Source organism: Mesobacillus thioparans, from assembly GCF_965138835.1.
Classification (GTDB): Bacteria; Bacillota; Bacilli; order Bacillales; family Cytobacillaceae; genus Mesobacillus; species Mesobacillus thioparans.
The window spans coordinates 362,045-383,822 of record NZ_CBCSFH010000001.1; the positions used below are offsets into that span (position 1 = coordinate 362,045).

Annotated in this window: 26 protein-coding genes; 8 read left to right on the forward strand and 18 right to left on the reverse strand. The window is 43.7% G+C overall.

Features of this window, described 5'->3' with window-relative positions:
- Positions 1 to 13: 13 nt before the first annotated feature.
- Positions 14 to 1,357: an acetyl-CoA carboxylase biotin carboxylase subunit gene (locus ACNAZ4_RS01885; protein WP_415812489.1), complete on the reverse strand. Its 1,344-nt coding sequence runs from the start codon at positions 1,355 to 1,357 to the stop codon at positions 14 to 16.
- Positions 1,358 to 1,590: 233 nt separating this feature from the next.
- On the opposite strand from ACNAZ4_RS01885, the gene ACNAZ4_RS01890 reads away from it, so the two are divergent.
- A complete protein-coding gene (locus ACNAZ4_RS01890) occupies positions 1,591 to 2,064 on the forward strand; it encodes an N-acetyltransferase (protein WP_415812490.1) in 474 nt (157 codons plus the stop codon).
- A gap of 47 nt (positions 2,065 to 2,111) precedes the next feature.
- Here ACNAZ4_RS01890 and ACNAZ4_RS01895 read toward each other — a convergent pair whose 3' ends face one another.
- The 4 genes from ACNAZ4_RS01895 to ACNAZ4_RS01910 form a co-directional block, all read right to left on the reverse strand.
- Entirely contained in the window at positions 2,112 to 2,732 is a 621-nt protein-coding gene (locus ACNAZ4_RS01895; RefSeq protein WP_415812491.1) for an RsfA family transcriptional regulator, read from the reverse strand.
- 78 nt (positions 2,733 to 2,810) lie between these two features.
- Positions 2,811 to 3,578 carry an enoyl-CoA hydratase/isomerase family protein gene (locus ACNAZ4_RS01900; protein ID WP_415812492.1) on the reverse strand — a complete coding sequence of 256 codons (768 nt, stop codon included), beginning with the start codon at positions 3,576 to 3,578 and terminating at the stop codon, positions 2,811 to 2,813.
- A gap of 117 nt (positions 3,579 to 3,695) precedes the next feature.
- Positions 3,696 to 3,869: a 50S ribosomal protein L32 gene (gene rpmF, locus ACNAZ4_RS01905; protein ID WP_023615018.1), complete on the reverse strand. Its 174-nt coding sequence runs from the start codon at positions 3,867 to 3,869 to the stop codon at positions 3,696 to 3,698.
- Positions 3,870 to 3,949: 80 nt separating this feature from the next.
- Positions 3,950 to 4,474 (reverse strand): YceD family protein, encoded by a 525-nt coding sequence (locus ACNAZ4_RS01910; protein ID WP_415812493.1) that lies wholly within the window; start codon positions 4,472 to 4,474, stop codon positions 3,950 to 3,952.
- Positions 4,475 to 4,620: 146 nt separating this feature from the next.
- Between ACNAZ4_RS01910 and ACNAZ4_RS01915 the strand changes: the two genes are divergently transcribed.
- Entirely contained in the window at positions 4,621 to 5,838 is a 1,218-nt protein-coding gene (locus tag ACNAZ4_RS01915) for a nucleotidyltransferase (RefSeq protein WP_415812494.1), read from the forward strand.
- A 17-nt stretch (positions 5,839 to 5,855) separates the two neighbouring features.
- Here the strand turns inward: ACNAZ4_RS01915 and ACNAZ4_RS01920 are convergent, their stop codons facing one another.
- Together ACNAZ4_RS01920 and ACNAZ4_RS01925 are read right to left on the reverse strand one after the other, a co-directional pair.
- Entirely contained in the window at positions 5,856 to 6,884 is a 1,029-nt protein-coding gene (locus tag ACNAZ4_RS01920) for a SepM family pheromone-processing serine protease (protein ID WP_415812495.1), read from the reverse strand.
- On the reverse strand, positions 6,881 to 7,672 hold the full coding sequence (locus ACNAZ4_RS01925; RefSeq protein ID WP_415812496.1) for a patatin-like phospholipase family protein: 792 nt from the start codon (positions 7,670 to 7,672) through the stop codon (positions 6,881 to 6,883). Before ACNAZ4_RS01925 ends, ACNAZ4_RS01920 begins: the two co-directional genes overlap by 4 nt.
- Before the next feature lie 283 nt (positions 7,673 to 7,955).
- Here ACNAZ4_RS01925 and ylbJ point away from each other — a divergent pair, with 283 nt between their 5' ends.
- On the forward strand, positions 7,956 to 9,179 hold the full coding sequence (ylbJ, locus tag ACNAZ4_RS01930) for a sporulation integral membrane protein YlbJ (protein WP_415812497.1): 1,224 nt from the start codon (positions 7,956 to 7,958) through the stop codon (positions 9,177 to 9,179).
- A 16-nt stretch (positions 9,180 to 9,195) separates the two neighbouring features.
- Here the strand turns inward: ylbJ and coaD are convergent, their stop codons facing one another.
- The 3 genes from coaD to ACNAZ4_RS01945 form a co-directional block, all read right to left on the reverse strand.
- Positions 9,196 to 9,687: a pantetheine-phosphate adenylyltransferase gene (gene coaD / locus ACNAZ4_RS01935; RefSeq protein WP_415812498.1), complete on the reverse strand. Its 492-nt coding sequence runs from the start codon at positions 9,685 to 9,687 to the stop codon at positions 9,196 to 9,198.
- Entirely contained in the window at positions 9,688 to 10,257 is a 570-nt protein-coding gene (rsmD, locus tag ACNAZ4_RS01940) for a 16S rRNA (guanine(966)-N(2))-methyltransferase RsmD (protein WP_415812499.1), read from the reverse strand. It abuts the gene before it with no gap.
- A gap of 346 nt (positions 10,258 to 10,603) precedes the next feature.
- Positions 10,604 to 12,001 carry a hypothetical protein gene (locus ACNAZ4_RS01945; RefSeq protein WP_415812500.1) on the reverse strand — a complete coding sequence of 466 codons (1,398 nt, stop codon included), beginning with the start codon at positions 11,999 to 12,001 and terminating at the stop codon, positions 10,604 to 10,606.
- Positions 12,002 to 12,159: 158 nt separating this feature from the next.
- Between ACNAZ4_RS01945 and ACNAZ4_RS01950 the strand changes: the two genes are divergently transcribed.
- Positions 12,160 to 12,549 carry a DUF7147 family protein gene (locus ACNAZ4_RS01950; RefSeq protein WP_415812501.1) on the forward strand — a complete coding sequence of 130 codons (390 nt, stop codon included), beginning with the start codon at positions 12,160 to 12,162 and terminating at the stop codon, positions 12,547 to 12,549.
- Positions 12,550 to 12,601: 52 nt separating this feature from the next.
- On the opposite strand, the gene ACNAZ4_RS01955 is transcribed toward ACNAZ4_RS01950, so the two are convergent.
- The 4 genes from ACNAZ4_RS01955 to ACNAZ4_RS01970 all read right to left on the reverse strand — a co-directional run bounded on the left by ACNAZ4_RS01955 (position 12,602) and on the right by ACNAZ4_RS01970 (position 14,236).
- Entirely contained in the window at positions 12,602 to 12,877 is a 276-nt protein-coding gene (locus ACNAZ4_RS01955; RefSeq protein ID WP_144474770.1) for a YlbG family protein, read from the reverse strand.
- Between the two features lie 139 nt (positions 12,878 to 13,016).
- Positions 13,017 to 13,484, reverse strand: coding sequence for a YlbF/YmcA family competence regulator (locus tag ACNAZ4_RS01960; protein WP_415812502.1), 468 nt, complete (start codon positions 13,482 to 13,484; stop codon positions 13,017 to 13,019).
- 95 nt (positions 13,485 to 13,579) lie between these two features.
- Positions 13,580 to 13,819: a YlbE-like family protein gene (locus ACNAZ4_RS01965; protein WP_415812503.1), complete on the reverse strand. Its 240-nt coding sequence runs from the start codon at positions 13,817 to 13,819 to the stop codon at positions 13,580 to 13,582.
- 15 nt (positions 13,820 to 13,834) lie between these two features.
- Positions 13,835 to 14,236: a YlbD family protein gene (locus ACNAZ4_RS01970; RefSeq protein ID WP_415812504.1), complete on the reverse strand. Its 402-nt coding sequence runs from the start codon at positions 14,234 to 14,236 to the stop codon at positions 13,835 to 13,837.
- Between the two features lie 196 nt (positions 14,237 to 14,432).
- Here ACNAZ4_RS01970 and ACNAZ4_RS01975 point away from each other — a divergent pair, with 196 nt between their 5' ends.
- Both ACNAZ4_RS01975 and ACNAZ4_RS01980 read left to right on the forward strand, forming a co-directional pair.
- Positions 14,433 to 14,924, forward strand: coding sequence for a PaaI family thioesterase (locus tag ACNAZ4_RS01975; protein WP_415812505.1), 492 nt, complete (start codon positions 14,433 to 14,435; stop codon positions 14,922 to 14,924).
- An 11-nt stretch (positions 14,925 to 14,935) separates the two neighbouring features.
- Positions 14,936 to 15,292 carry a hypothetical protein gene (locus ACNAZ4_RS01980; protein ID WP_415812506.1) on the forward strand — a complete coding sequence of 119 codons (357 nt, stop codon included), beginning with the start codon at positions 14,936 to 14,938 and terminating at the stop codon, positions 15,290 to 15,292.
- 1,163 nt (positions 15,293 to 16,455) lie between these two features.
- Here ACNAZ4_RS01980 and ACNAZ4_RS01985 read toward each other — a convergent pair.
- Positions 16,456 to 17,469 carry a CAP domain-containing protein gene (locus tag ACNAZ4_RS01985; protein WP_415812507.1) on the reverse strand — a complete coding sequence of 338 codons (1,014 nt, stop codon included), beginning with the start codon at positions 17,467 to 17,469 and terminating at the stop codon, positions 16,456 to 16,458.
- 328 nt (positions 17,470 to 17,797) lie between these two features.
- Positions 17,798 to 18,226: a CBS domain-containing protein gene (locus tag ACNAZ4_RS01990; RefSeq protein WP_415812508.1), complete on the reverse strand. Its 429-nt coding sequence runs from the start codon at positions 18,224 to 18,226 to the stop codon at positions 17,798 to 17,800.
- A gap of 244 nt (positions 18,227 to 18,470) precedes the next feature.
- Between ACNAZ4_RS01990 and ACNAZ4_RS01995 the strand changes: the two genes are divergently transcribed.
- Positions 18,471 to 18,830 carry a YugN family protein gene (locus ACNAZ4_RS01995; protein ID WP_415812509.1) on the forward strand — a complete coding sequence of 120 codons (360 nt, stop codon included), beginning with the start codon at positions 18,471 to 18,473 and terminating at the stop codon, positions 18,828 to 18,830.
- A 23-nt stretch (positions 18,831 to 18,853) separates the two neighbouring features.
- Here the strand turns inward: ACNAZ4_RS01995 and ACNAZ4_RS02000 are convergent, their stop codons facing one another.
- Positions 18,854 to 19,210, reverse strand: a complete 357-nt coding sequence (locus ACNAZ4_RS02000) for a hypothetical protein (protein WP_415812510.1) — start codon at positions 19,208 to 19,210, stop codon at positions 18,854 to 18,856.
- A gap of 274 nt (positions 19,211 to 19,484) precedes the next feature.
- On the opposite strand from ACNAZ4_RS02000, the gene ytvI reads away from it, so the two are divergent.
- Positions 19,485 to 20,543, forward strand: a complete 1,059-nt coding sequence (gene ytvI / locus ACNAZ4_RS02005; protein WP_415812511.1) for a sporulation integral membrane protein YtvI — start codon at positions 19,485 to 19,487, stop codon at positions 20,541 to 20,543.
- A 53-nt stretch (positions 20,544 to 20,596) separates the two neighbouring features.
- Here the strand turns inward: ytvI and ACNAZ4_RS02010 are convergent, their stop codons facing one another.
- The gene (locus tag ACNAZ4_RS02010) at positions 20,597 to 21,775 is read right to left on the reverse strand and encodes a GNAT family N-acetyltransferase (protein WP_415812512.1); all 1,179 of its coding nucleotides are present in this window, start codon (positions 21,773 to 21,775) and stop codon (positions 20,597 to 20,599) included.
- Between the last annotated feature and the right edge of the window lie 3 nt (positions 21,776 to 21,778).

The following is a 21,778-nucleotide window of genomic DNA, read 5'->3' on the forward strand; positions in this document are numbered from 1 at the left end:
TCCATTTCCTCCTCTATTTAGATGCCAATTTTCTTTCTGTTAAGTATGCTGTTGTGTATTCTCCTGATTTAAAGCCTTCTTCACCTAAGATTTCCACAAACAATGGAGCGTTCGATTTAATTCCTTCGAGCTTCATTTTTGCAAAAAATTCCTGGGCAATCTGGATCGCTTCTTCGCGGGTCGCTCCCGCAGCGATGCATTTCGCCACCATTGGATCATAATAAGGTGTTACTGTCGAACCTGATTCATAACCGGCATCGACTCGAACTCCTTCGCGATCCTCCCATGAAAACTCAGTGATTTTACCTGGTGATGGCAAGAACCTGACTGGGTCTTCCGCATAAAGACGAAATTCAATCGCTGACCCATTCTTCTCGATTTCATCCTGCAGCAGAGGCAATTTTTCCCCTCGAGCAACGAGGATTTGCCACTTCACAAGGTCGAGGCCGGTTATTGTTTCGGTAACCGGATGCTCTACCTGCAATCTTGTATTCATTTCGAGGAAGTAGAAATTCTCATTTTCATCTACAATGAATTCAACCGTGCCGGCGTTCACATAATCCACGGCCCTGGCAGCTGTCACTGCTGTTTCATACATCTTTTGCCGCGTTTCTTCCCGTAAGAATGGTGAAGGTGCCTCTTCAATCACTTTTTGGTGACGGCGCTGGATGGAGCAATCACGTTCGAACATATGTACATGATTGCCGTGGCTGTCGCCAAAAATCTGCACCTCAACATGGCGGGCATTCTTGATGTATTTTTCAATGAATACTTCATCTGAGCCAAAGTATGCCTTGGCCCTGCCTTTAGTAGACTCGTAATTCTTAGCGAGCGCTTGCTCATTTTCACAGAGCACCATGCCGATCCCGCCTCCGCCGCCGCTTGCCTTCAGCATGACAGGGTAGCCAATTCCTTCTGCAAGTGCGACAGCGTCCTCAAGCGTTTTCACTCCCTGGTCACTGCCGGGCACTACCGGTACACCAGCAGCTTCCATCGTAGATCTGGCGACGATTTTATCGCCCATTTTTTCAATCGTATCAGGAGCAGGACCGATGAAGGTCAAACCTGCCTCTTTCACTTTTCGGGCAAACTCTGCGTTTTCCGATAAAAAGCCATAACCAGGATGGATGCCATCCACTTTTTCTTCTTTTGCAATCCTCAAAATTTCATCTGAATTGAGATAAGACTTCTGAACAGGCGGCTCACCAATCCGGAAAGCGCTATCAGCTTCTTTAACAAATGGCAGCTCCTGATCAGCATCAGAATAGACAGCCACTGTTTTCACCCCAAGCTCACGGCAAGTACGGATTATGCGAAGCGCTATTTCCCCTCTGTTTGCAATCAATATTTTTTGCACGCTTTTTCCCCTTTCCCGTAAAAAAATACGCTCACTATATAAAATTCTACAATATTCTGTGTTTTTCCTGCAAAAATTGGAACCGCTTTCTAAAATTCAAATGCAGAATTTTTCATGTTTTTATAATATAATAAAAACAGAACTTAAAAAACAATAATTTCAGCTGCCTTTTTCAGAATTAGGAAAAGCGCATGTTCAATCATTGATTGGCGGCTTGATAAGGGGAGTGCATTATGGTGAAAAAAGTGGAGAAACTTAAAATCAATTATAAAACACTGGAAGAATTCAAGAAATTCAAGGAGTACGGGCACCAGGAGCTTTCAATGCTGGAGGATCTGGAAGCGAATATTGTGGAAAATGATAGTGATTCTCCGTTCTACGGCATTTATTTCGGCGACAAGCTTGTCGCACGCATGAGCCTATATCAAGTCAAGAAACAATTTGACCGCTACTTTGAACCTTCGCAGGATTATCTGGAACTTTGGAAGCTTGAAGTGCTTCCGGATTACCAGGGCAAAGGTTATGGAAAAGCGCTCGTGGAATTTGCTAAAAGTTTTGGTTTGCCAATCAAGACGAACCCTAGAGTCAAGTCCCAGGACTTCTGGGAAAAGATGGGCTTCACGCCTGTTCATTATGATGTCGAGCGGGACCGTGGGGAAAATCCACTTGTCTGGTATCCTGCCGGTGTAACTGAACAAGGGCAGTAATAATATGAAAATAGCGCCTGCCAGACATGGCAGGCGCTTCTCATTCTTTACTTTTCAACCTTCTCCAGGTTTCCTTTTCCCTCTACCTGAAAGTTCATTTTCTGCTGTTTTTCATCGCCTTTAGGGCCTACTCTTTTTTTTGCCCGGTCCATGATATCGATCAGGGCTCGATAATCTTCTTCCATCGACCGGAGCTTTGTCTCTAATTTTTCATTTTCAGCAGACAAGTAATAGATTTGCTTTTCCAGGCCGCGGATCTTTTCTTTCTGATCATCCTGACTGTTGAAAGCTCCCGCTTTTTCATAGAGGTCGTCAAGATACTGTTTTACTGCTTCAATGCTGAGAGACGATTGTTTTACCTGTTTGTCCTCGGCCGCGCTTGGCGTTTCGCTTGCTGGAGCCTGTATCTCTTCAGCAGGAGATTGTGATTTCGCCTGTTTTTTTGCTTCTTTTCGCTGTTTCTTAGCTAGTTCAATACCTGATTTATATTGCTTTCTCACATAGGAATTCCAACGGAAACCGCAGGCCGCAGCCGTTCTTGACAGCTGCTTCCCTACTTCCTCAAAAGCTTTTAATTGCGTGCCGCCTTCGCGGATATTTCGCAATACTACTTCAGCAAGCAATAAGTCTTCGTCCTGTGACCAGGCATCCTGACGGGTTAGTGGCATCAGAAAATCCCTCCTATTGTTTTTTATTCATTCTTATGCATCTAATAGGAAAGATAGACTGATATCATCCAATAGCAATCAATTATTTTTATTTTTTTTGCTCATGAATTCGTCCACCTTCTTATGATGGGCTTCTTCTCCCCATAGCACGGCACATTTTGCGGCTTCCGCTTCCATCCTTTCTCTCATTGATAATTGCTCCCATTTTTTATTCACTAACGATTTATAGGCTTCTAAAACTGTTGTCTCTTTACTCAGGCTTCCTTTCATGAATGAAAGACATGCATCGATAGGATCTTCTTTATAGATATGATCCAGGAAACCAAGTCCCATCAGTTCTTCCGCATCGTGGACCCTTGCATCCAGCAGCATCCTAAACGCAGTTTTAGGAAGCCTTTCCAGGAGGATCGTGCCCCCTCCCCATCCGGTAGTGATTGCCAGGTTCGCCTGGACGAATCCAGCTTTCATCCCCTCTTTTCCAATCCGGAAATCGCAGGCAGATGCTATTTCACATCCTCCTCCTACTGCAGAGCCATTAACGATCGCAATAGTTGGTTTTGGCAGTGTCAGCAGCTTATATAAAACTCCCGACATCCTCGAAAGCATCCCGTACGCCTGCTCCTCTGTCTTCAATTGATGGAAGGCAGTTAAATCCCCTCCGGAACAGAAGGCCTGCTCACCGGCCCCTGTGATGGCGAATATTTTAACATCCTGATCTGCAGCCATTTCGATCGCTGACTCCAGCCCTGCCATTACGTCAAAATTAATCGCATTCCTCATGCGGGGCCTGTTGATCGTAAAAAGCAGCACCCCGTCTTTTTCTTTTGAAATTATGCATGAATCCATCCTGCTCCTCCTAAAAAACTAGTCCTTTAAATTGTATCAATTTTCTGTATAAAGGAGCAAATTAAGACAAAAAAGCACAGAGATGCATCGGCATCCTGTGCTTTTTCTGAGTGAAAATTAGTCGTTTACAACTTCTTTTCCTTTGTATGTTCCGCAAGCTTTGCACACACGGTGAGCAAGTTTCATTTCACCGCAGTTAGGGCATGCTACCATACCCGGAACTTGTAATTTAAAATGAGTACGGCGTTTTCTTTTCGCAGTTTTAGACGTTCTTCTAAATGGTACAGCCATTCTTCCCACCTCCTTAAAAGGAATAAGAAAGTTTATGAAGGCCAGTCCTTTTCTGGACCTCCACGCTCTTTTTTAATTCATTAGTCAGAGGAATCCTCAGAATCCTCAAAGAATTTTGCAAGTCCGGCAAGCCGGGGATCAAGTTTTTCGGATTTCTCCTGTTCCTCGATTACTTCCCAATCCTTACCTGACTGGGGTGCGCCTTCTTGACCAGCGCTATCATCACAGAATACTTGCATCGGCACTTCGACCAGCAAGATTTCCCTGATGATGGGTTCAAGATCAATGACATCGCCTGTTACTTGATGAACTTCCTCTTCAGCTTCATAGTCGTAGCTGTTTAGCATGAAAGTTTCAATTGTTTCCACATCAATTGGATATTTTACATCAACCAGTGTCCGGGAACAAGGCAGAATCAGATGACCATCAATCCGGATATGGAATGTCACTCTCGTGGCACTGATATCCGCCCTTCCAGTTAAATGGATGGGAGATACCTCACGGATCGTCGGTTCTGTTTCCTTAATTGAGTCCATCCGAACATACTCGTCAATCAGAAAGTCCTTATTTCGATGTTTTTGTATCTGACTTATTGTCCATTTCATAGAATCACCCCAAGGCAACAAAGGTAATTATAGCCCTTCGCATAATCATTTGTCAATATTTTTTCTTTACACTATAATTTACATAAATACATTAATCTAAACTTCAAAACAATGCAATACCCATCATAACACGAAGGAGTACTAGAATGAAAGCTGTTGGTGTCGTCGTTGAATATAATCCTTTCCATAATGGCCATCTATTCCATTTACAGCAAGCTAAAGAACAGTCGGGAGCTGATATTGCCATCGCCGCCATGAGCGGGAATTTCCTTCAGCGCGGTGAACCTGCACTTGTTTCAAAGTGGGCAAGGACGAAAATGGCTCTCGATGCTGGTGTAGATATTGTATTTGAACTTCCCTACCGGTTTGCGACTCAGCATGCTGAAATCTTCGCAGAAGGAGCTGTCTCAATCCTGACTGAAGCAGGCTGTGACACATTGTGCTTCGGAAGTGAATCAGGAGATCTCGAAGCCTTCAGGCAGACGGTCAGATTCCTCGAGGCAAACAATGATCTTTTTCAGGAAAAGATCAGATTTTATGCTGCTGAAGGAAATAGCTATCCAAAGTCAATAGCACTGGCATTTCAATCACTCGCTCCTTCAGAAAGCTTCATTGATATATCAAAGCCGAATAACATTTTGGGGATGCATTATATCCAAGCTATGCTCAGGCAGGAAAGCCAGATGACGGCACAGACAATCACCAGAAAAAGCGCTGGCTACCATGATGAGCATTTTGCTTCAGCGACGATTTCCAGTGCGACCAGCATTCGCAGGGCGTTATTCGGGGCTTCAGGCGAAATGGAAGCCATCCGCCAATATGTCCCAGACTCGACATACAGACAGCTGATCAGCTATAAGGAAGAGTTTGGAGGATTCCATTCCTGGGAAAATTACTGGCCTTTCTTAAAATACAGGCTGCTGCAAAGCACCCCTGAGGAATTGAACGAGTTCTATGAGGTGGAAGAAGGTCTGGAAAATAGATTGCTTGCGGCTGCGGCAGCCGCAAACAGCTTCCAGCAATTCATGGAATCCATTAAGACCAAGCGTTATACATGGACAAGGCTGCAAAGAGTCTGTCTCCACATTTTAACCAATACAAGAAAAGATCAAATGAAAACCGCCAAATACAAAGTAGATTACCTGAGGTTATTAGGGGCTTCCGAAAAAGGGCGAGCCTACTTGAACATCAGGAAAAAGGATCTCAGCCTGCCTCTCGTGTCTAAGCTTTCAGCATTTTCACACCCTGATCTTACACTGGATACGAGAGCCGCCAGAATCTATGCGCTTAGCCAAAACGGCAGCGGCCAGGAAAAATTGCTGGCAGAAGAATTCGCCCAGCCGCCTATCATGTTAAAAAGCTAAGAAAAAATCACGCTGCCTCAGCGTGATTTTTCTTTTAGATTCTCCAGATAGGATACGGCTTCTTCAAACGTATCGACTGGAACGATTTTCATTTTTGTTTTGATATCTTTTGCAGCAATAAGTGCTTCTTCATAATTGGAGCCTTTTGCACCTTTTTCAAATGGCGCAAAGAAGATTTCAGCATCCGCCTTATCAGCTGCTACTACTTTTTGCTGGATTCCGCCGATCCTTCCAACGGTTCCATCGGTACTCATTGTCCCCGTGCCAGCTATTTCATATCCTTTTGTCAAATCTTCCTCAACCAATTGATTGTAAATCTCCAGGGAGAACATCAGCCCTGCAGACGGCCCGCCGATTTCCTCTGATTCCACGGTTACATCCGGTTCCACATCAATTTCCTTGTCATCCACAAGCTGGATTCCTACTACTGGACGATTACTTCCATCATCAAGTGCCTTCAGTGGAATCTTCACCTGATTGGACTTTCCGTTGCGCTTATAAGAAAGCTGGACGGTATCTCCCGGTTTTTTCGAACTGATATATTTAATAAATTCCTCGGATGATAAAAAGGGATTGCCGTCCACCTTGAATACAAGGTCGCCAGGCTTTAGTTTGCCATGAGCCGGCATCCCCTCCATCGTCCTTAGTACATAGACTCCTTTATAAGTATATTCCACTGGTTTCCCAGCCTTTTTATAAGCAACTTCGATCGCTGACGTCTTAGAGTTATCCATCATGTGAAGCTGGCGGATATTGTACTCTTCATCCGTTTCATCCTCGGCCCTTATATCTTCAACTGGGTAAATTTCCTGGTATTTGCTTAACTTGGCGATGAGGTAGGCATATATATTGGCTCTGCCCATCCTGACGGTTGTTAGCATGAAATCACCTTCCTCGCCATTATACCCGCCTTCTACCTCGACAATCGGTTCCAGCTCTTTTGCCATTCCGGGTTTTGTTACATAGTATGGCAGGTAAAAAAGAGCACTGATCATGATTAAAATCGCTGCCAATATAGAAATCCCTATGGACCTTTTTCTGCTCATTCTGTTTGCGGCTCCTTCCATTGACCAATGCATTGTTTGATCTTATCTATATGTTTCCTCGCTTCTTCTTCGCCAATCTCAATGATTTCTTCTATATTGGTGAATGCTTTTGAATTGAACATTTCAACTGGCGGGCGGAGCATCACATCGGAAGCAACCTCCCGATTCGCGACCAGCTCCATCTGCATGATATCGATACTTTGCATGATGACGTCAAAAATAGAGGTAACATCCTCATTGATTTTCACGCTTGAGACATCAACGGCGATGACGATATCTGCTCCCATCTCCTTGGCGACAGAAACAGGGATCCGGTCGACAACGCCTCCATCGACGAATAATCTGCCCCCAAGTTTCTCGGGCACAAAAATTCCCGGGATTGCAATACTTGCCCTTACAGCTTCAGCCACAGGGCCTTCCTTGAATACCACCTTTTCCCCCGACATGAGATCTGTTGCAACAATTCCAATCGGAATATCCAGCTCCTCAATCATTTTGCCATGAGTAAAGATCCTGATGAGTTCCTTCACTCTTTTCCCAGCGATAAACCCCATCTTTGGCACTGTGAAATCGAGATAGTATTTCCGTTTGAATACACGGGAAAGTTTATAGAGCCGTTCAACATCGAGTCCTGCTCCGTAGAATGATGCCACAAGCGCCCCCATGCTGCTGCCGGCTATCAAATCAATGGGAATGTCTTCATCCCGAAGAACTTTTATAACACCCAGGTGGGCAAAACCTCTTGCCCCTCCTGAACCCAGGGCTAAACCGATCTTTGGTCCTGCCAAAGCTTTTTCCTCCCTTAAAACCATGTTTTTATCGATACCTGCTAAACTTGGTCTAATTTGAAGTTCAGCGAGTATATTGATTTATATGAGGACAAGGCTGACAACTAATCATGTTCCAGTTAAAAAATATAATTAAAAACTGGCCCAGTCTCAGGGCTTTTCACTTAAGTGACCAGGTACATATAAGGGGATGGATGGAAAATTACCCCACTGGTGAGTTTCCCTCTATTTTACCACTGTTTAAAAAAGTTTCACAGCACGACCGCAGGAAGGAGAATTTTAAGTGCTAAAATCAAGATTAAAAACCCTTTTCCTTGCAGCCTCCGTCACCTTTCTGGCTGTTTCGCTCATTGCCTTTCCCCAGGAATCCTTTGACGCATCCATCAGGGGATTGAATATGTGGTGGGAAATTGTCTTCCCTTCGCTCCTTCCTTTTTTCATCGTTTCCGAAATGCTGATCGGGTTTGGTGTCGTCCGTTTTATCGGTGTCCTTCTCGAACCTTTGATGAGGCCTCTATTCAAGGTACCTGGTGTCGGCGGGTTTGTCTGGGCGATGGGAATGGCTTCGGGCTTTCCAGCAGGAGCCAAGCTGACGGCAAGGATGCGTCAGGAAGGGCAGCTGACGAAAATTGAAGCAGAAAGATTAGTTTCATTCACAAATTCATCCAATCCCCTCTTCATATTCGGTGCTGTATCAGTTGGTTTCTTTTACAATGTCCAGCTTGGGGTCATACTCGCTCTGGCTCATTATCTTGGGAATATCAGCGTAGGTTTGATTATGAGGTTCTACGGGAGGAGCGAAGAAAGCACTACTAAGGATAAGGAACGGAATTTGTCCATCAGGGATGCCTTTGCAGCGTTGCACAGAACAAGGATCAAGGACAACCGCCCGATTGGCAAACTTCTCGGTGATGCAGTGACGTCTTCCATCCAGACCCTGCTGATGATCGGCGGCTTCATCATCTTGTTTTCGGTTATCAATAAACTGTTATTCCACATTCACATTACTGGTTTCCTTGCCAAATTCCTTGAAATCATGCTCGGAATGATGGGGATGACAGACATGCTTAGCCTTCCATTTATCTCTGGCCTGTTCGAGATCACCCTGGGCAGCCAGATGACCAGCCAGGTCCAGGATGCAACTTTGATGCATCAGGCCGTCATAACAAGCTTCATACTTGCATTCAGCGGTTTTAGCGTTCAGGCACAGGTGGCAAGCATCCTCGCCCAGACAGACATCCGCTTCCAGCCTTTCTTTTTCGCCCGGATCATCCATGGATTCTTTGCTGCTTTTTATGCATTCATCCTTTGGAAACCGGTTTATGAACGCTTTTTCCAGGATGGCCAGCCATCAAATGCCCTGCCGGTAATGGAGTATCTCGCTTCAGAGGGAAGCCGCCTGGCCGACGCATACAGCCTCCTGGCGACGGCCGGGCCGCTGATTACGATCGGCAGCTTGCTCATTTACATTTGGATTCTCGGAAACCGTATCCTGCAAGAAAAATAACGGGCATCTCTGCCCGTTATTTTTTGTCTTCATTGAATTTTTTCAGCAGCGCTTCCTCTACCTCAGCAGGAACCAATTCGGAGATTTTTCCGTCATATTTCGCAACCTCTTTAACGATGCTTGAGCTCAGGAAGGAGTACTGGTTATTCGTCATGATGAAAAAGGTCTCAATTTTGTCATTCAAAACCCTGTTCATCGAAGTGATTTGCATTTCATATTCAAAATCAGAAACAGCGCGCAAACCCCTGATAATGGCATTTGCATTGACGCTCTCTGCATATTCGACAAGCAGGCCCTGGAATGAATCCACTTTTACATTCGGGATATTCTTTGTGACCTGATCGATCAGCTCAATTCTTTCTTCTACTGAAAAAAGCGGTTTCTTGGAAGAATTATTCAAAACGACCACATACAGTTCATCGAATACCTTCGCAGCTCTTGTGATGATATCCAAGTGCCCGTATGTGATCGGGTCGAAACTGCCCGGACAAACAGCAACTCTTGCCACTTATACTTCCCCCTCATCTTCATGAACGTTATAAAGAGTTATTCCGATAATACCATATTTCTCATTTCTGGTTTGGACCAGTTTCCCTATTCTTTCAGGCAGCCTGATCTCTGAAGCATGCTCACAGACAATCAAACCTTCCGTATGGATAAGTCCCTGTTGTTCAATCATTTCCAGGAGCTTGACCAGCTGTTGTTTTTTGTAAGGAGGGTCCAGGAAAATATAATCGAAAACCAGCTCTCTTTTCTGGATGGCTTTCAAGGCCCTGACAGCGTCATTACGGTAAACTTCTGCCTTATCTTCCAGATCGCAGGATTTAAGGTTCTCATTAATCACCTGAATTGCCTTTCCTTCACGATCGATAAAAATGACCTGATCCAGTCCTCTGCTGAGTGCCTCAATTCCAAGACCGCCACTGCCGGCAAATAAGTCAAGGCCCAGACCTCCTGCAAAATAAGGACCGATCATATTAAACAAGGCTTCCTTCACTTTATCAGTAGTAGGCCTTGTAGACGTCCCGGGTACCGCTTTCAGGACCCGGCCCTTCAAATCACCTGATACAACTCTCATTTCATTACTCCTCAAATATGTAAGCTTTTTACTATGTACGTATAAATTACTCCCTTATCCTACCACACATTCAAAAAATTAACCAAATGAGTGTATATCCCTTCCTATTATGGAAATAATGTTGCTTAACAACATCAATTTGAGGATGTTGTTGCCAACCGCGGAGAAGACTTACGTTTCCCCATAAGTTCTTCCTCCGGTTTCTCCTCTCCCTTTGCCTTCAGCACTCTTGCAGTGCATAGAAGGAAGCCTTGAGCCTGAATGGCTCAAGGCTTTGTTTTTGTTCACTGTTCTAAAGGAAAAAGAGTACTCCCTTCCATGAAATGGAGGGATGCCAGTGATGAATTTAGTGCGATTGTTCAAGCAGAATTCTTCCCTGCTTTTCGATAATTCCTATTTTAAAAATCGCCTTCAGCCATTCTTTCTCCAAATACCATTCTCCATTCAGCTGCTGGAAAGGTTTCTTTAGGAGCCCGAAGCTCTCGCCATCTATCGTGAACGTATTATTGTTCAAGTTGAAAGCATAGGTCCTCTCTGCGGAGGATATTTCAAGCGGCACAAGGCCTGGACCTGCTTTGGTTACGTATCCAAGCGCGTCCATCGTTTCCGCTAATGGATACAATGACCTTCCATTTTTAATGACCACATCCAGACCCGGTTTTTCAACTCCATTAACGACGACTCTCCTTGGGTCAGTAAAATATAGAGATGGCACCTCTTTATCCGTTCGGCTAATCAATGTGAAAAAGTTGGTCTCCAGCCCTTTCAGCTTAGACAAATACCCATCAAGGGTTTCCATATCCAATGCTCCGGCCAGCGAAAAATAGGAAATAAAATCGGCCAATTCTTTTGCATCAAGGTTGTTGTTCAGTTCCTCCATCAATCTTTTGCTTTTAGGATCACCAGGCTCCTGCTTTATCACCAATGAAGCCATTACATCGATAATCGAAGCTGATGCCGGCTCATCCGGCCTGAATTTTGCTGATAAAAGGGCCTCCGCCGCCAGCTGTTCGATTTCCTTTTCAGTGTGCTGGTTCCCTGCTATAAGCAGGCCATTCCCTTGCTGAGCTTCTTGGTTATTTTGCAAGATTACAGTCAAATGCTGATTCCTGCCGATTTTCTCCAGACTGTCAAACTGGTAAATGAGCTGGTCAGCCCGGGAAGAATAATAATCAATTCCGTTTTGAAGAGAACGTTTTGATAGCGGCTTTTCCTGCCAATACAACGCGGGAGCAGGATTCACGCCTTCAAATACATAGTAATGCAGAAGTTCCAACTGCTTATAGCCTCTCTGAGGAAGTCCAGCGGCCCAGGTCCCTTTTTTGAAAAACTGATCGACCACTTCAACTCTGGTATTTTTAATCTCTGTTTTCTCCAGAACAACCAGCCAATCCTTTAAGAGGATCGAACTGCCTCGCGGAGAGTCTATACTGTACTCAAAAACCAGTTTATTTGTTTTCGTCCATTCATTGCCACAAGGTTTTCCTTTATCATTGCTGCACGTTACGCCTATAGCCTTTGCCGGAAGTATGGCATGATATTTCAGTTCTGAATCCAGATTACTATATGTCTGCTCTATACTAAATCCATCAGCATCCAGTTTCACGGCAGCAACATGAGTGATTCCTTCAGGGGATCCGACGCTCACAGGCTTACTCTCTGAGAAAGTTTTCCACTGCCACAACAGTGCTGCACAAATCATGAAGAAAAATCCTGTGGTCATCAGGATCATTAGTTTTTTCATTTTCATAACTCTCCAATCTTCTCCTACTATTAAAATAGCAAAAACGAAGACTGAGAGTAAGGGGAATTTTTATATTCTCCATGAACAGAACTGCTTCAAATTCATCTCTGCAAATGGTAAAGTATGATGGAATGATAAGTTGGAAGGGGATATAAAAAGTGATTCAGCGTTTTATCGAGCTTGGAGAAGGATATTCAGATCTATACGAGTTGATGGAAACCGCCAGGGCAAACCGACATCGGTTGATGCACTTGATGGCAATCCATACAAAAATAAATGATAAAGATGTAAGTTCCCTCATTGTAGTACTTAAGCCCACAAACCCAGGGGATTTCCAGGCATTATATATCTGCAGGGAGGGCATACCCAACCCGCATACCTTAAAGAACAAGCGGTTTGACATGTTCAATGAGCTGGCTGATGAACTGGACAAGACAATCATTCAATTCGATGCCAAACCATCCACGATGTTTGCCGAAAAGGAATTATACTATCAGCATCTGATTGGCATCTTAAGACTTAACCATTACATTCCGCCGCTACAATAGCATGACATGCAAAAAAAAGGCGGGGAATTCCCCGCCTTTTTTAAAATGAATACTATATTCCCATCTTATAATCATATTCTTTTGCCTTGTCAGGGGAAGAATTTTCAAACTCCATCTTTAAGAATGGTTTATAAGAAGGCTCCACCTTTTTAACGAATGAATATGACTTGATCTTTTCCATAAGCCCCTCTGCCTCGTCGAGATTGCAATAAATCACGGCATATTTCAACTTTTTTGAGACAAAATGAACATTGCCAAATCTTCTGAGCATCTTCGCCTGTTTCAGTGAATACAGCCAGACGATGATTCCCTGCCTCTGTCCTATCATATTCTTTTCCCCTTCGGTAAACGTTTGCTTTGTACTAGTCTAGCATACAAAAACCAGTTTTTTCAATCATCAATCATTTTTTCCCATATACTAGTTTTAAGTTAAGCAAAAAGCATGGGAAAAACCCATGCTTTTCATCTTATGCGGAGCATCCACAGCTTCCACCGCTGCCGCAGCCGCCGCTACATGAGCTCTCAAAGAACGGGTTTCCGGTCGGCACCTTCACGCTGTCGGAAACGGATCGGCCGATGATTACGCTCACCTCATCCAGAAGGCTTTGTAAATCATTCTCCGCTTTCTTGAATTCGGCAACTACCTCATCCATATCGAGCTCTCTTTTAACAAGGCGAATCTTGCCCATGACTTCCTTATAATCAGGATGGTATTTTCCGAAACGCTGAACCTCTTCATAGCGTTCCTTCATATCCACAAATTCACGGACCTTCCTTTTTGTCTCCGCATTGTTTTTAACATTATATAAACATTCCCGATAATATTCGGCAATATCAGACTGTAAAATCATGCTGACCAATTGTTCAGCTTCTTCCAATAATAGTACTCTTTCTGATGTAACAGCAAGCAATGCTGAATCACCTCCGAACCTCATTTTACCATGAAACTGCCAGAAAAGCGAAAGAATCTGGTCCGAAGGCTTTTACAGTTTGGAAAAACAAAGCTCCCTTCTTGGAGAAGGAAGCTTAATCATGATTTTGAATTCATGCTCGAGAACATATGCATCATCATTGACGCCATCTGTACATTGTTGGAGAACTTCTGGACCTTATGAGGGATCGTTTTTTCGAAATGATGCAGCGAAGCAATTTGGGCTGAATGCAAATCCCTTGGATCCCTGCTCAGCTTCCTGTACCAGTGGGGCTGGGCTCGGACGAACTCAATCAATTCCTTATTTGATCGCAATTGGTCCATGACATCTTTTCGCATGCTTACGCCTCCATTCTAATCTTTCCTGAATGAAAAGGGGTGGGCTGGACCTGAGTTACTTGCCCCTGAAGATCCGCCTGATTTCCCCTGGAACTGGGAAAGCACCCCCTGGATTGCCCCAAGTGCCTGGCTGATATTGCTAATCTGTCCTTGTACCTGCGCAGGGTCCATATTCTTCACTGCTCCCATGATGGTACCGAGCCAGTCCGTTTTCTGATCCTTCTCATCATTTTTCTTGTCCTTTTTATTGTCCGATTTTGTATTCCATCGTGGATCGTCTTCACCAAGCAAGTACCAATCCTCGAACATTTCCTGCCAGGTCGTTTCACCCTTACGTACTTCCTGCGCCAGTTCCGGGTGTGCTTTGACAAATTCCTTGAACTTTTCAACAGAGGGGTGGAGTTTCTTTTTGGCCATGCCTTTCACCTCACAGTGTAACAAATGCCTATAATAGCATATGAAATCCGCCAAGAAAGGTGAAGGATAACGTTGAATAGTTCCAAAATGAAAACAAAATTGTTAAAATAGAGAACATAATAAAAGGCTTTGCTAAAATAATGATTCAGAGCAAGAATTCGAGAAACAGAGCCATTTAGAAAGAGGTATAAATATAGTGGAAAAAGATTTGCACCAACTTTTGGACGAATGCATCTCGCTATCGGGCGAACAGGAATTAGAGGCACTTAAAACGGTGCTGGCCGGAGTCAAAAATAAATTAAGCGGCAAGAACAGTACGTATATCGATGGCCTGCTGCATATGGACAGGAGACTTGATGACCAGACGTGCGAAATTGATATTCCGATTACAAGCGTGCTCGACAATACACTAGGGATCGTCCATGGCGGATTTACCGCCACTGTACTGGATACAGCGATGGGGACACTGGCGAACCGACTGCTGCCGGAAGGCTACGCAGCAGTGACATCACAGCTTAACATCCATTTCCTTGCACCGGGAATCGGCGACAAGCTCCATTGCAAGGCCTCGCTGATCCATAAAGGCCGGAGCACCGTCGTCCTTGAAGCTGACGTATTCCGGTCTGATGGCAAAAGAATAGCCCATTCTTCAGGAAGCTTTTTCGTAATCGAGAAACAGCATAAATAAGGGGTTAATATATGGTTACAGCAATCGCGATTCCATTGATCCTTGCCTATTTTTATTGGCTGACCAAAAAAGAAATGCAGCGAAATGAGCAGGAATGGATTGCTTTGGAGGAAATTCCAGAAGAAGCAGTCGTCAGCGGAAAAATCAATGAAGTCACTGAACACAAAGAACGTTTTTACTATCACCGATTCAACCATGTGGCCGTTTTGAAAATCAACACCGGATTAAAAGAATTGACGGTAAAAAAAGTAACACCTCTTAGAAAAGGGGCAATCCCTCCCACCTTCAGGGAAGGAGAAAACGTGCATCTGTATGGAAACTGGAAGCATGGCTACTTTTCCATCAACCGGGTGGTCAGGAAAGACTAGTGGGGCTTTCAAACTGTAGATTAACTCGAGGATAACCGAGTTAGCTGCAGTTTTTTTGTTTTTCATCCGAGTTTTTGCTTTCGGTTCCAGTCGCTGACACTTTTCACAGGACCGGCTCAAGAACTGGCAAAAGCAGCTTAATTGGTTCGGACAGCTTTTCGTCTGAGAGCACAAAAGTTGTCCGAAGTTGACCGTAGTTCGGACAGCTTTTCCTCTGGGAGCACTAAAGCTGTCTGAAGTTGACCGTAGTTCGGACAGCTTTTCCTCTGGGAGCACTAAAGCTGTCTGAAGTCACCTCTTGTTCGGACAGCTTTTCTCCTGAGAACACAAAAGTTGTCCGAAGTCACCTCCAGTTCCGACAGCTTTTCTCCTGAGAACACAAAAGTTGTCCGAAGTCACCTCCAGTTCGGACAGCTTTTCTCCTGAGATCACCAAAGTTGTCCGAAGTCACCTCTTGTTCGGACAACTTTTCTCCTGAGAACACCAAAGTTGTCCGAAGTCACCTCTTGTTCGGACAGCTTTTCGTCTGAGAGCACAAAAGTTGTCTGAAGTTGCCCCTAGTTCAGACAGCTTTTCCTCTGGGAGCACTAAAGCTGTCTGAAGTTGACCGTAGTTCGGACAGCTTTTCCTCTGGGAGCACTAAAGCTGTCCGAAGTTGACCCTAGTTCGGACAGTTTTTCATCTGAGAGCACTAAAGCTGTCTGAAGTTGACCGTAGTTCGGACAGCTTTTCCTCTGGGAGCATTAAAGCTGTCTGAAGTTGACCGTAGTTCGGACAGCTTTTCCTCTGGGAGCACTAAAGCTGTCTGAAGTTGACCGTAGTTCGGACAGCTTTTCCTCTGGGAGCACTAAAGCTGTCTGAAGTCACCTCTAGTTCGGACAGCTTTTCTCCTGAGAGCTCATAAGTTGTCCGAAGTCACCTCTAGTTCGGACAGCTTTTCTCCTGCGAACACCTAAGTTGTCCGAAGTCACCTCTAGTTCGGACAGCTTTTCTCCTGAGAGCACAAAAGTTGTCCGAAGTCGCACAGAGTTAGAACTGCTTTTCTCCTAAGACAAAATAAAAAAAGAGCCCGGAATGATTCCATTCCGAACCCTGCTGGAAGGGGCATGACGTCCATGGCATGCTCCTTCTTTTAATGATTATATGAATAATTAAGATTGCCATTACTGTTGATTCCACATTTTCAAAAAGTTCTGGGTATAATGCTTTTGATATACTCCTACTCCAAGATGGGAGAATTCGTCATTCAACAGTGCCTCACGGTGGGATTCACTATTCAGCCAGCCTTCTACTACTGCTGGGGCATCTGTATAGTTTGCTGCGATGTTTTCCCCGGCGACTTCATATAATATATCTGCGGCTTTTAGTCTTTCTGACAGATCTCCGTATTTTTCCGACTCATGAGAAAAATAGTCTTCGATAGCCATGTCTTTGCTATGGGCATAGGCGACCTCGGCCGTTTTTTCGTCCCACTCCAGTAGCTGAAGTTCATGTCTCGATCTGATGGCATTGGTGATGTCGAGTATTTGTTTCTCCAGCCCTGCTTCAATCCTGACCCAGTCCCCTTCGGATAACACAGGAGGTTCGATCAGCGTTCCCCTGTAGACCATTTCATACGGCCGCTGTTTGATGATCGTTTCCTTGTCCATATACCGGATGCTGGAAACAGAGCTTGTGAATTTATCGATATAAAGCTGTACGAAATAGTCGCCCATCTTGATGACTGGCCTTGTGTTCATATCCTGTTCCGATAGCTCGAATTTATAGGAGCTTCCATTATATTCGAATGTCACTTCTGGTACAATCACATTCATTGAAAAAACTTCTTCAATCGGCTGGCCAATTTTAAATGGCAGTACATCAACCTTAGGGCCTATCCCATAGGCGGTCACAACCTTGCCATTCAGGACACCAGCCTGTATATATTGATCAGGGTCGGTGTTGAATATCCACCAGTGAAAACCATAAGCCGATAAGTCAACTCTCGAAGGATTGCCTAGCATCTTTTTAAGTTCATCAATATCTTTCCCTAATAGAGCAGCTACACCTTGCCCGGGCTGTTCAATTCCTTCACTGATATTTTGTTCCACAGAATCCTTTTTAAGAGATTCATCCACTTTGGGAGTCGAGTTCTGTTCGATGACCAATCCATCATTCTCTTCCTTGTTATAACCCATGTATAAACCTATAAATAGAAATATTGCGGCAAAAATTAATATTCTTCCAATTGTTCGCAGATGGATCCCCCCTTTTTGAGCGTTTAGCTTGCCAGCAGCAAACGCTCATCTCTCTATACTATATGAGCGTTTTAGATTTTATTATACCATTTATACTGATCTTTTTAATAGAACTGTTCCATCCGCACCATAAAAATCATGCCATTTTAACAGGTTGGTCACTTTTCTTTCTCCACTCCAGAATCTGTCTATCAACATTGAATCCACCATAATTCTTCTGCGGCTCTGGCTAAGGCAAAAAGGCACCCAAGTGAGTGCCTTTCCACAATTATTGCATGTGATTTTCCGGTTCAGAGATTTGTGTTAGAGCCTGGTGTGCCTGCTCATCAGTCAGTTCATCGACAGCAAAATCACCAAGTGCTACTATCCCTACCAATTTGTCCCCTTCGACTACAGGCAGCCTTCTGATCTGGTGTTCCGCCATCAGGGCCGTTGCTTCTTTTGAGGACATATCAGGTGTAGCGGTAACAAGATGGTCACTCATGACACTTTCAACTTTTGAAGAAGGCGGGTGTTTTTCAGCGATTCCTCTGATGACAATATCACGATCGGTGATCATGCCTACAAGTTTATCGTAGTCAACAATGGGAATGGCTCCTACATTCAGTTCCTTCATTTTAACTGCTACTTCGTACACATTATCCAGCAGGGTACATGCCTCTACATCGGTTGTCATAATATCACGGATTTTTCGCACTACTATTTTCCTCCTTATGGATCAATGCTTAACCTTCTCGATATTATGGTTGCCGGGATTTTGCTAATTATGCCAAAAACACGAATTTCGCATTCTTGCCGTGTGCTTAAGTGAATAATTCATGAAAACACTTAAAAACGCTTTTATATTCATTGCAACTTAATCATATTTTTACTATTATTAAATTTGAGATATACTCTATTATAAGCGTAAATTTTGCAGTGTGTTTTTAGGAGGGAAAAGGATGAAATTCGAAAATACAGGTATCGAAAGTCTGAAGGCCGATTTAAACCGTCTAGATGAGGTTATGCTTGAGCACGGTCTTGTACGTGAAGGTCAATGGGATTACGAGCGAGTAACTTATGACAAAAAGCTGGTTGTCAAAGAAGGTACATATTATCTGCGTGTCCAGGGCCATATCCACGAGGGTGATGTTGGAGCACACAAAGCCATCATTCAATTGATGACTCCACTGCTGGGCAAACATTATTATCCACATGGTGTTGAATACGGTGAAGGTGAACACTTCCCTAAATCATTGGTTAGCCAGTGTGAAAAGCTTCTGAATGAAGTGAAAGCTGAAGTCGAGAAATTTGCTATCTAAGTTTAAAAGGAAAAAAGACGCTTTCATTGCGTCTTTTTTCCTTTTACTCCAGTGATGATCACATCAATTTTTTTCGGCAAAAAAGAAGTATACAGGATGATTTCTTCTGCTATGCGGCGCTGAAGCTCCTTTGCATTATGATAGATCGAGTGCTCCCCAAGCATAGCATTGACAAATACCTTTATATTCACATTTCCCTGATTCAGTTCACACTTCACCCCATTATCGCTAAAAGCAGATCTCCGGAATGCGGGCATTCTTGTTTTAATAACAGATTGATAAAAAAATCCGTCTTCATCGATATTGGCATGGACAATCGCACAAATGGCACGGCACAACTCTTGAAATTGAGCAGGAATGATGTTACCAGAATTCTCCATTGCCTCACCCCTAGTGGTTTTGGTTATCAAACATGATTTTCTGGCATATAGACAGGGAATGACTAACTGCCCATCTCATTACAGCAATAGCAGGCCGTCCGGGAATGCAAAGTTTAATAAAATCGAATTGGCACAACTGATTTTTGTTGTTTCTTATATTAAATGCGTACTATAATTTAATTGTTAAGGAATTTTTAGGTTTTTTTGCAGATTTGACTATAACTGACTGTTTTTAGAGCTAGATACTCCTCAAGAGTATAGAAAGGAGTTCCAATTGTCCGGTATTTTCACGAAACGAACGATTATTATTGCATTAATCACCATTTTGGTGGCAGCGATCCTGTATATTATCCTTCCGGTGTCAATTCCATTGATCGCTGCACTGATCACTGCCCTTTTCCTTGAGCCGGCAGTCGTATATTTCCAAAAAAGGCTGAAGAGCGGCAGGAGGCTGGCTGTTCTTGTCATTTTCCTTCTATTTGTCCTGCTGATCGTGGTTGCAGGTTATTTCCTCACAACGACCGCAGTCACAGAAGCAATCGACCTTATTGATAATACACCTGTCTATATAAATGAAATCACCAATGCCTGGTATAAGGCTGAAAACAGGTTTGTAGAAGCCGCGAATGACCTGCCCAGAGAGGTAGTCACTGAAATCAGCAACCGAGCTGAGGACTTTTTGAATAAACTCAAGAATGATATGATCGCTTTCATCAATATAGATAATTTAAAGGCATTGTTGACATATATTCCGAATTTCCTGATCAGCTTCCTTGTCTATTTGATATCACTATTCCTTTTCTTACTGGAACTTCCATCTTTAAGAAAAAGTGTTTATAGTCACTTAACCGAAAGGACGGCGGACAAGGTTCACTTCATGACTTCCCGCCTGTCATATGTAGTGTTCGGGTTTCTAAAAGCCCAATTTCTGGTCAGCGTGATTATATTCATTGTTGCATTGATCGGTTTGCTTTTCATCACGCCAGAATACGCGATTGTCATGTCAGCAGTCATCTGGATGATTGATTTCATCCCGCTGATCGGTTCAATCGTCATCCTTGCTCCGTGGTCTATTTTCCACCTTGCCACCGGAAACATTGGCCTGGGTACCCAGCTTGCAGTTCTGGCTGTCATCTTGCTGATCATCAGGCGAACAGTCGAACCAAAGGTGATGGGCAGCCAGATTGGACTTTCTCCGCTATCAACATTGATAGCCATGTATCTCGGCTTGAAGCTTTTTGGGTTCATGGGCTTTATCATCGGGCCGTTGCTGCTAATCGCTTTCAACTCGGCGAAAGAAGCAGGCATCATCAAATTAAAATTCAAAATTTAACCACAAAAAACCCGGGTCAATACCCGGGTTTTTGCTGCTTTATGTTAATACAATTAAAAGAAGTCATAAAAGAATGGCTTGAATGCGGGAGTGATTTGCTCAAGCTGTTTAACTTCATCGATGTCCCCTTTTAATAGTTCGAGGTCATAAAGTTCCTGAGGCCGCTTGTAACCAAACAATATAGCTGTCAATGAATTGATGCTCATATGCAGTCCTCGTTTTGGTTCAGTAACGCAGGAACTGCCTTCTTTCACAGGATAGAATTTGATTCCTTCACGGCTGATTAAATAGGAGCCTGTATTCCAGGGAGCAGTGGGGTCATCTAGGTGAATGAACACTTTCCTGTCAGTGTCGCTGTGCAAGAATGGATAGCTGGACAGAGCTTTTTCAGCATTGACGATCCTTCCCATGAAATATGGCGAGACTTCTGTTTTCAGTTTTGGCTCTTTTAAAAAATACGGAAACGGATCATGAACGGACAACATCACTTCCACCTTGTCCACCATCGAATCATGCTGGCAAATGAAGTTCCAGAGTCCTTTTCTCGCTTCATTTGTCAATGATACGTATTCCTCCACCTTCATGATATTATCCTTAACCTCATATAAGAGATATCCAGCTGCCACATTTCCTGAATCGTAATAAACAGCGGCGAATTGTGATCCGTATACACTGGATTTCCACCATTCAGCATCCCTTGCCAACATCCCGTTATGCATGGCAGCATATTGGCGGTACACCTTTTCGATCTCTCCGGTGTGGCCCTTCTCTGTATGTCGCTCAATCTTTCCTGGTTGAGGATCCACTGGATGCAAATTGATTTTTTCCACTGTCACTTTCCTGTTATCTGTAATGATTTCCCAGCCAAACCTTCTGTAGAAATCTATTTGGAACGGATGAAGGAAAGAAACAATACAATCATCTTGATTCATATCAGCAAGCGCTTTTCTCATCAAGGCATTCACATATCCTTTGCGCCGGTGCTCAGGATATGTTGCTACTCCGGCGATTCCGCCCATTTTCCATTCTGTTTCCCCAAGCAATACTTTCAGCGATAGGATGTGCAGCTTTGAAGCCAGCTCATCGCCTTCAAAAATTCCTAACAAACGATGTTTTTTCAATGTTTCCAGTCTTTTAGGTATATCAGTTTCCGGCACTTTATATTGAAAAGCATATTCTGATAATTTCATTGACTTCAAATAATCTTCTGATGTTAACACTCTTATTTCCATGCA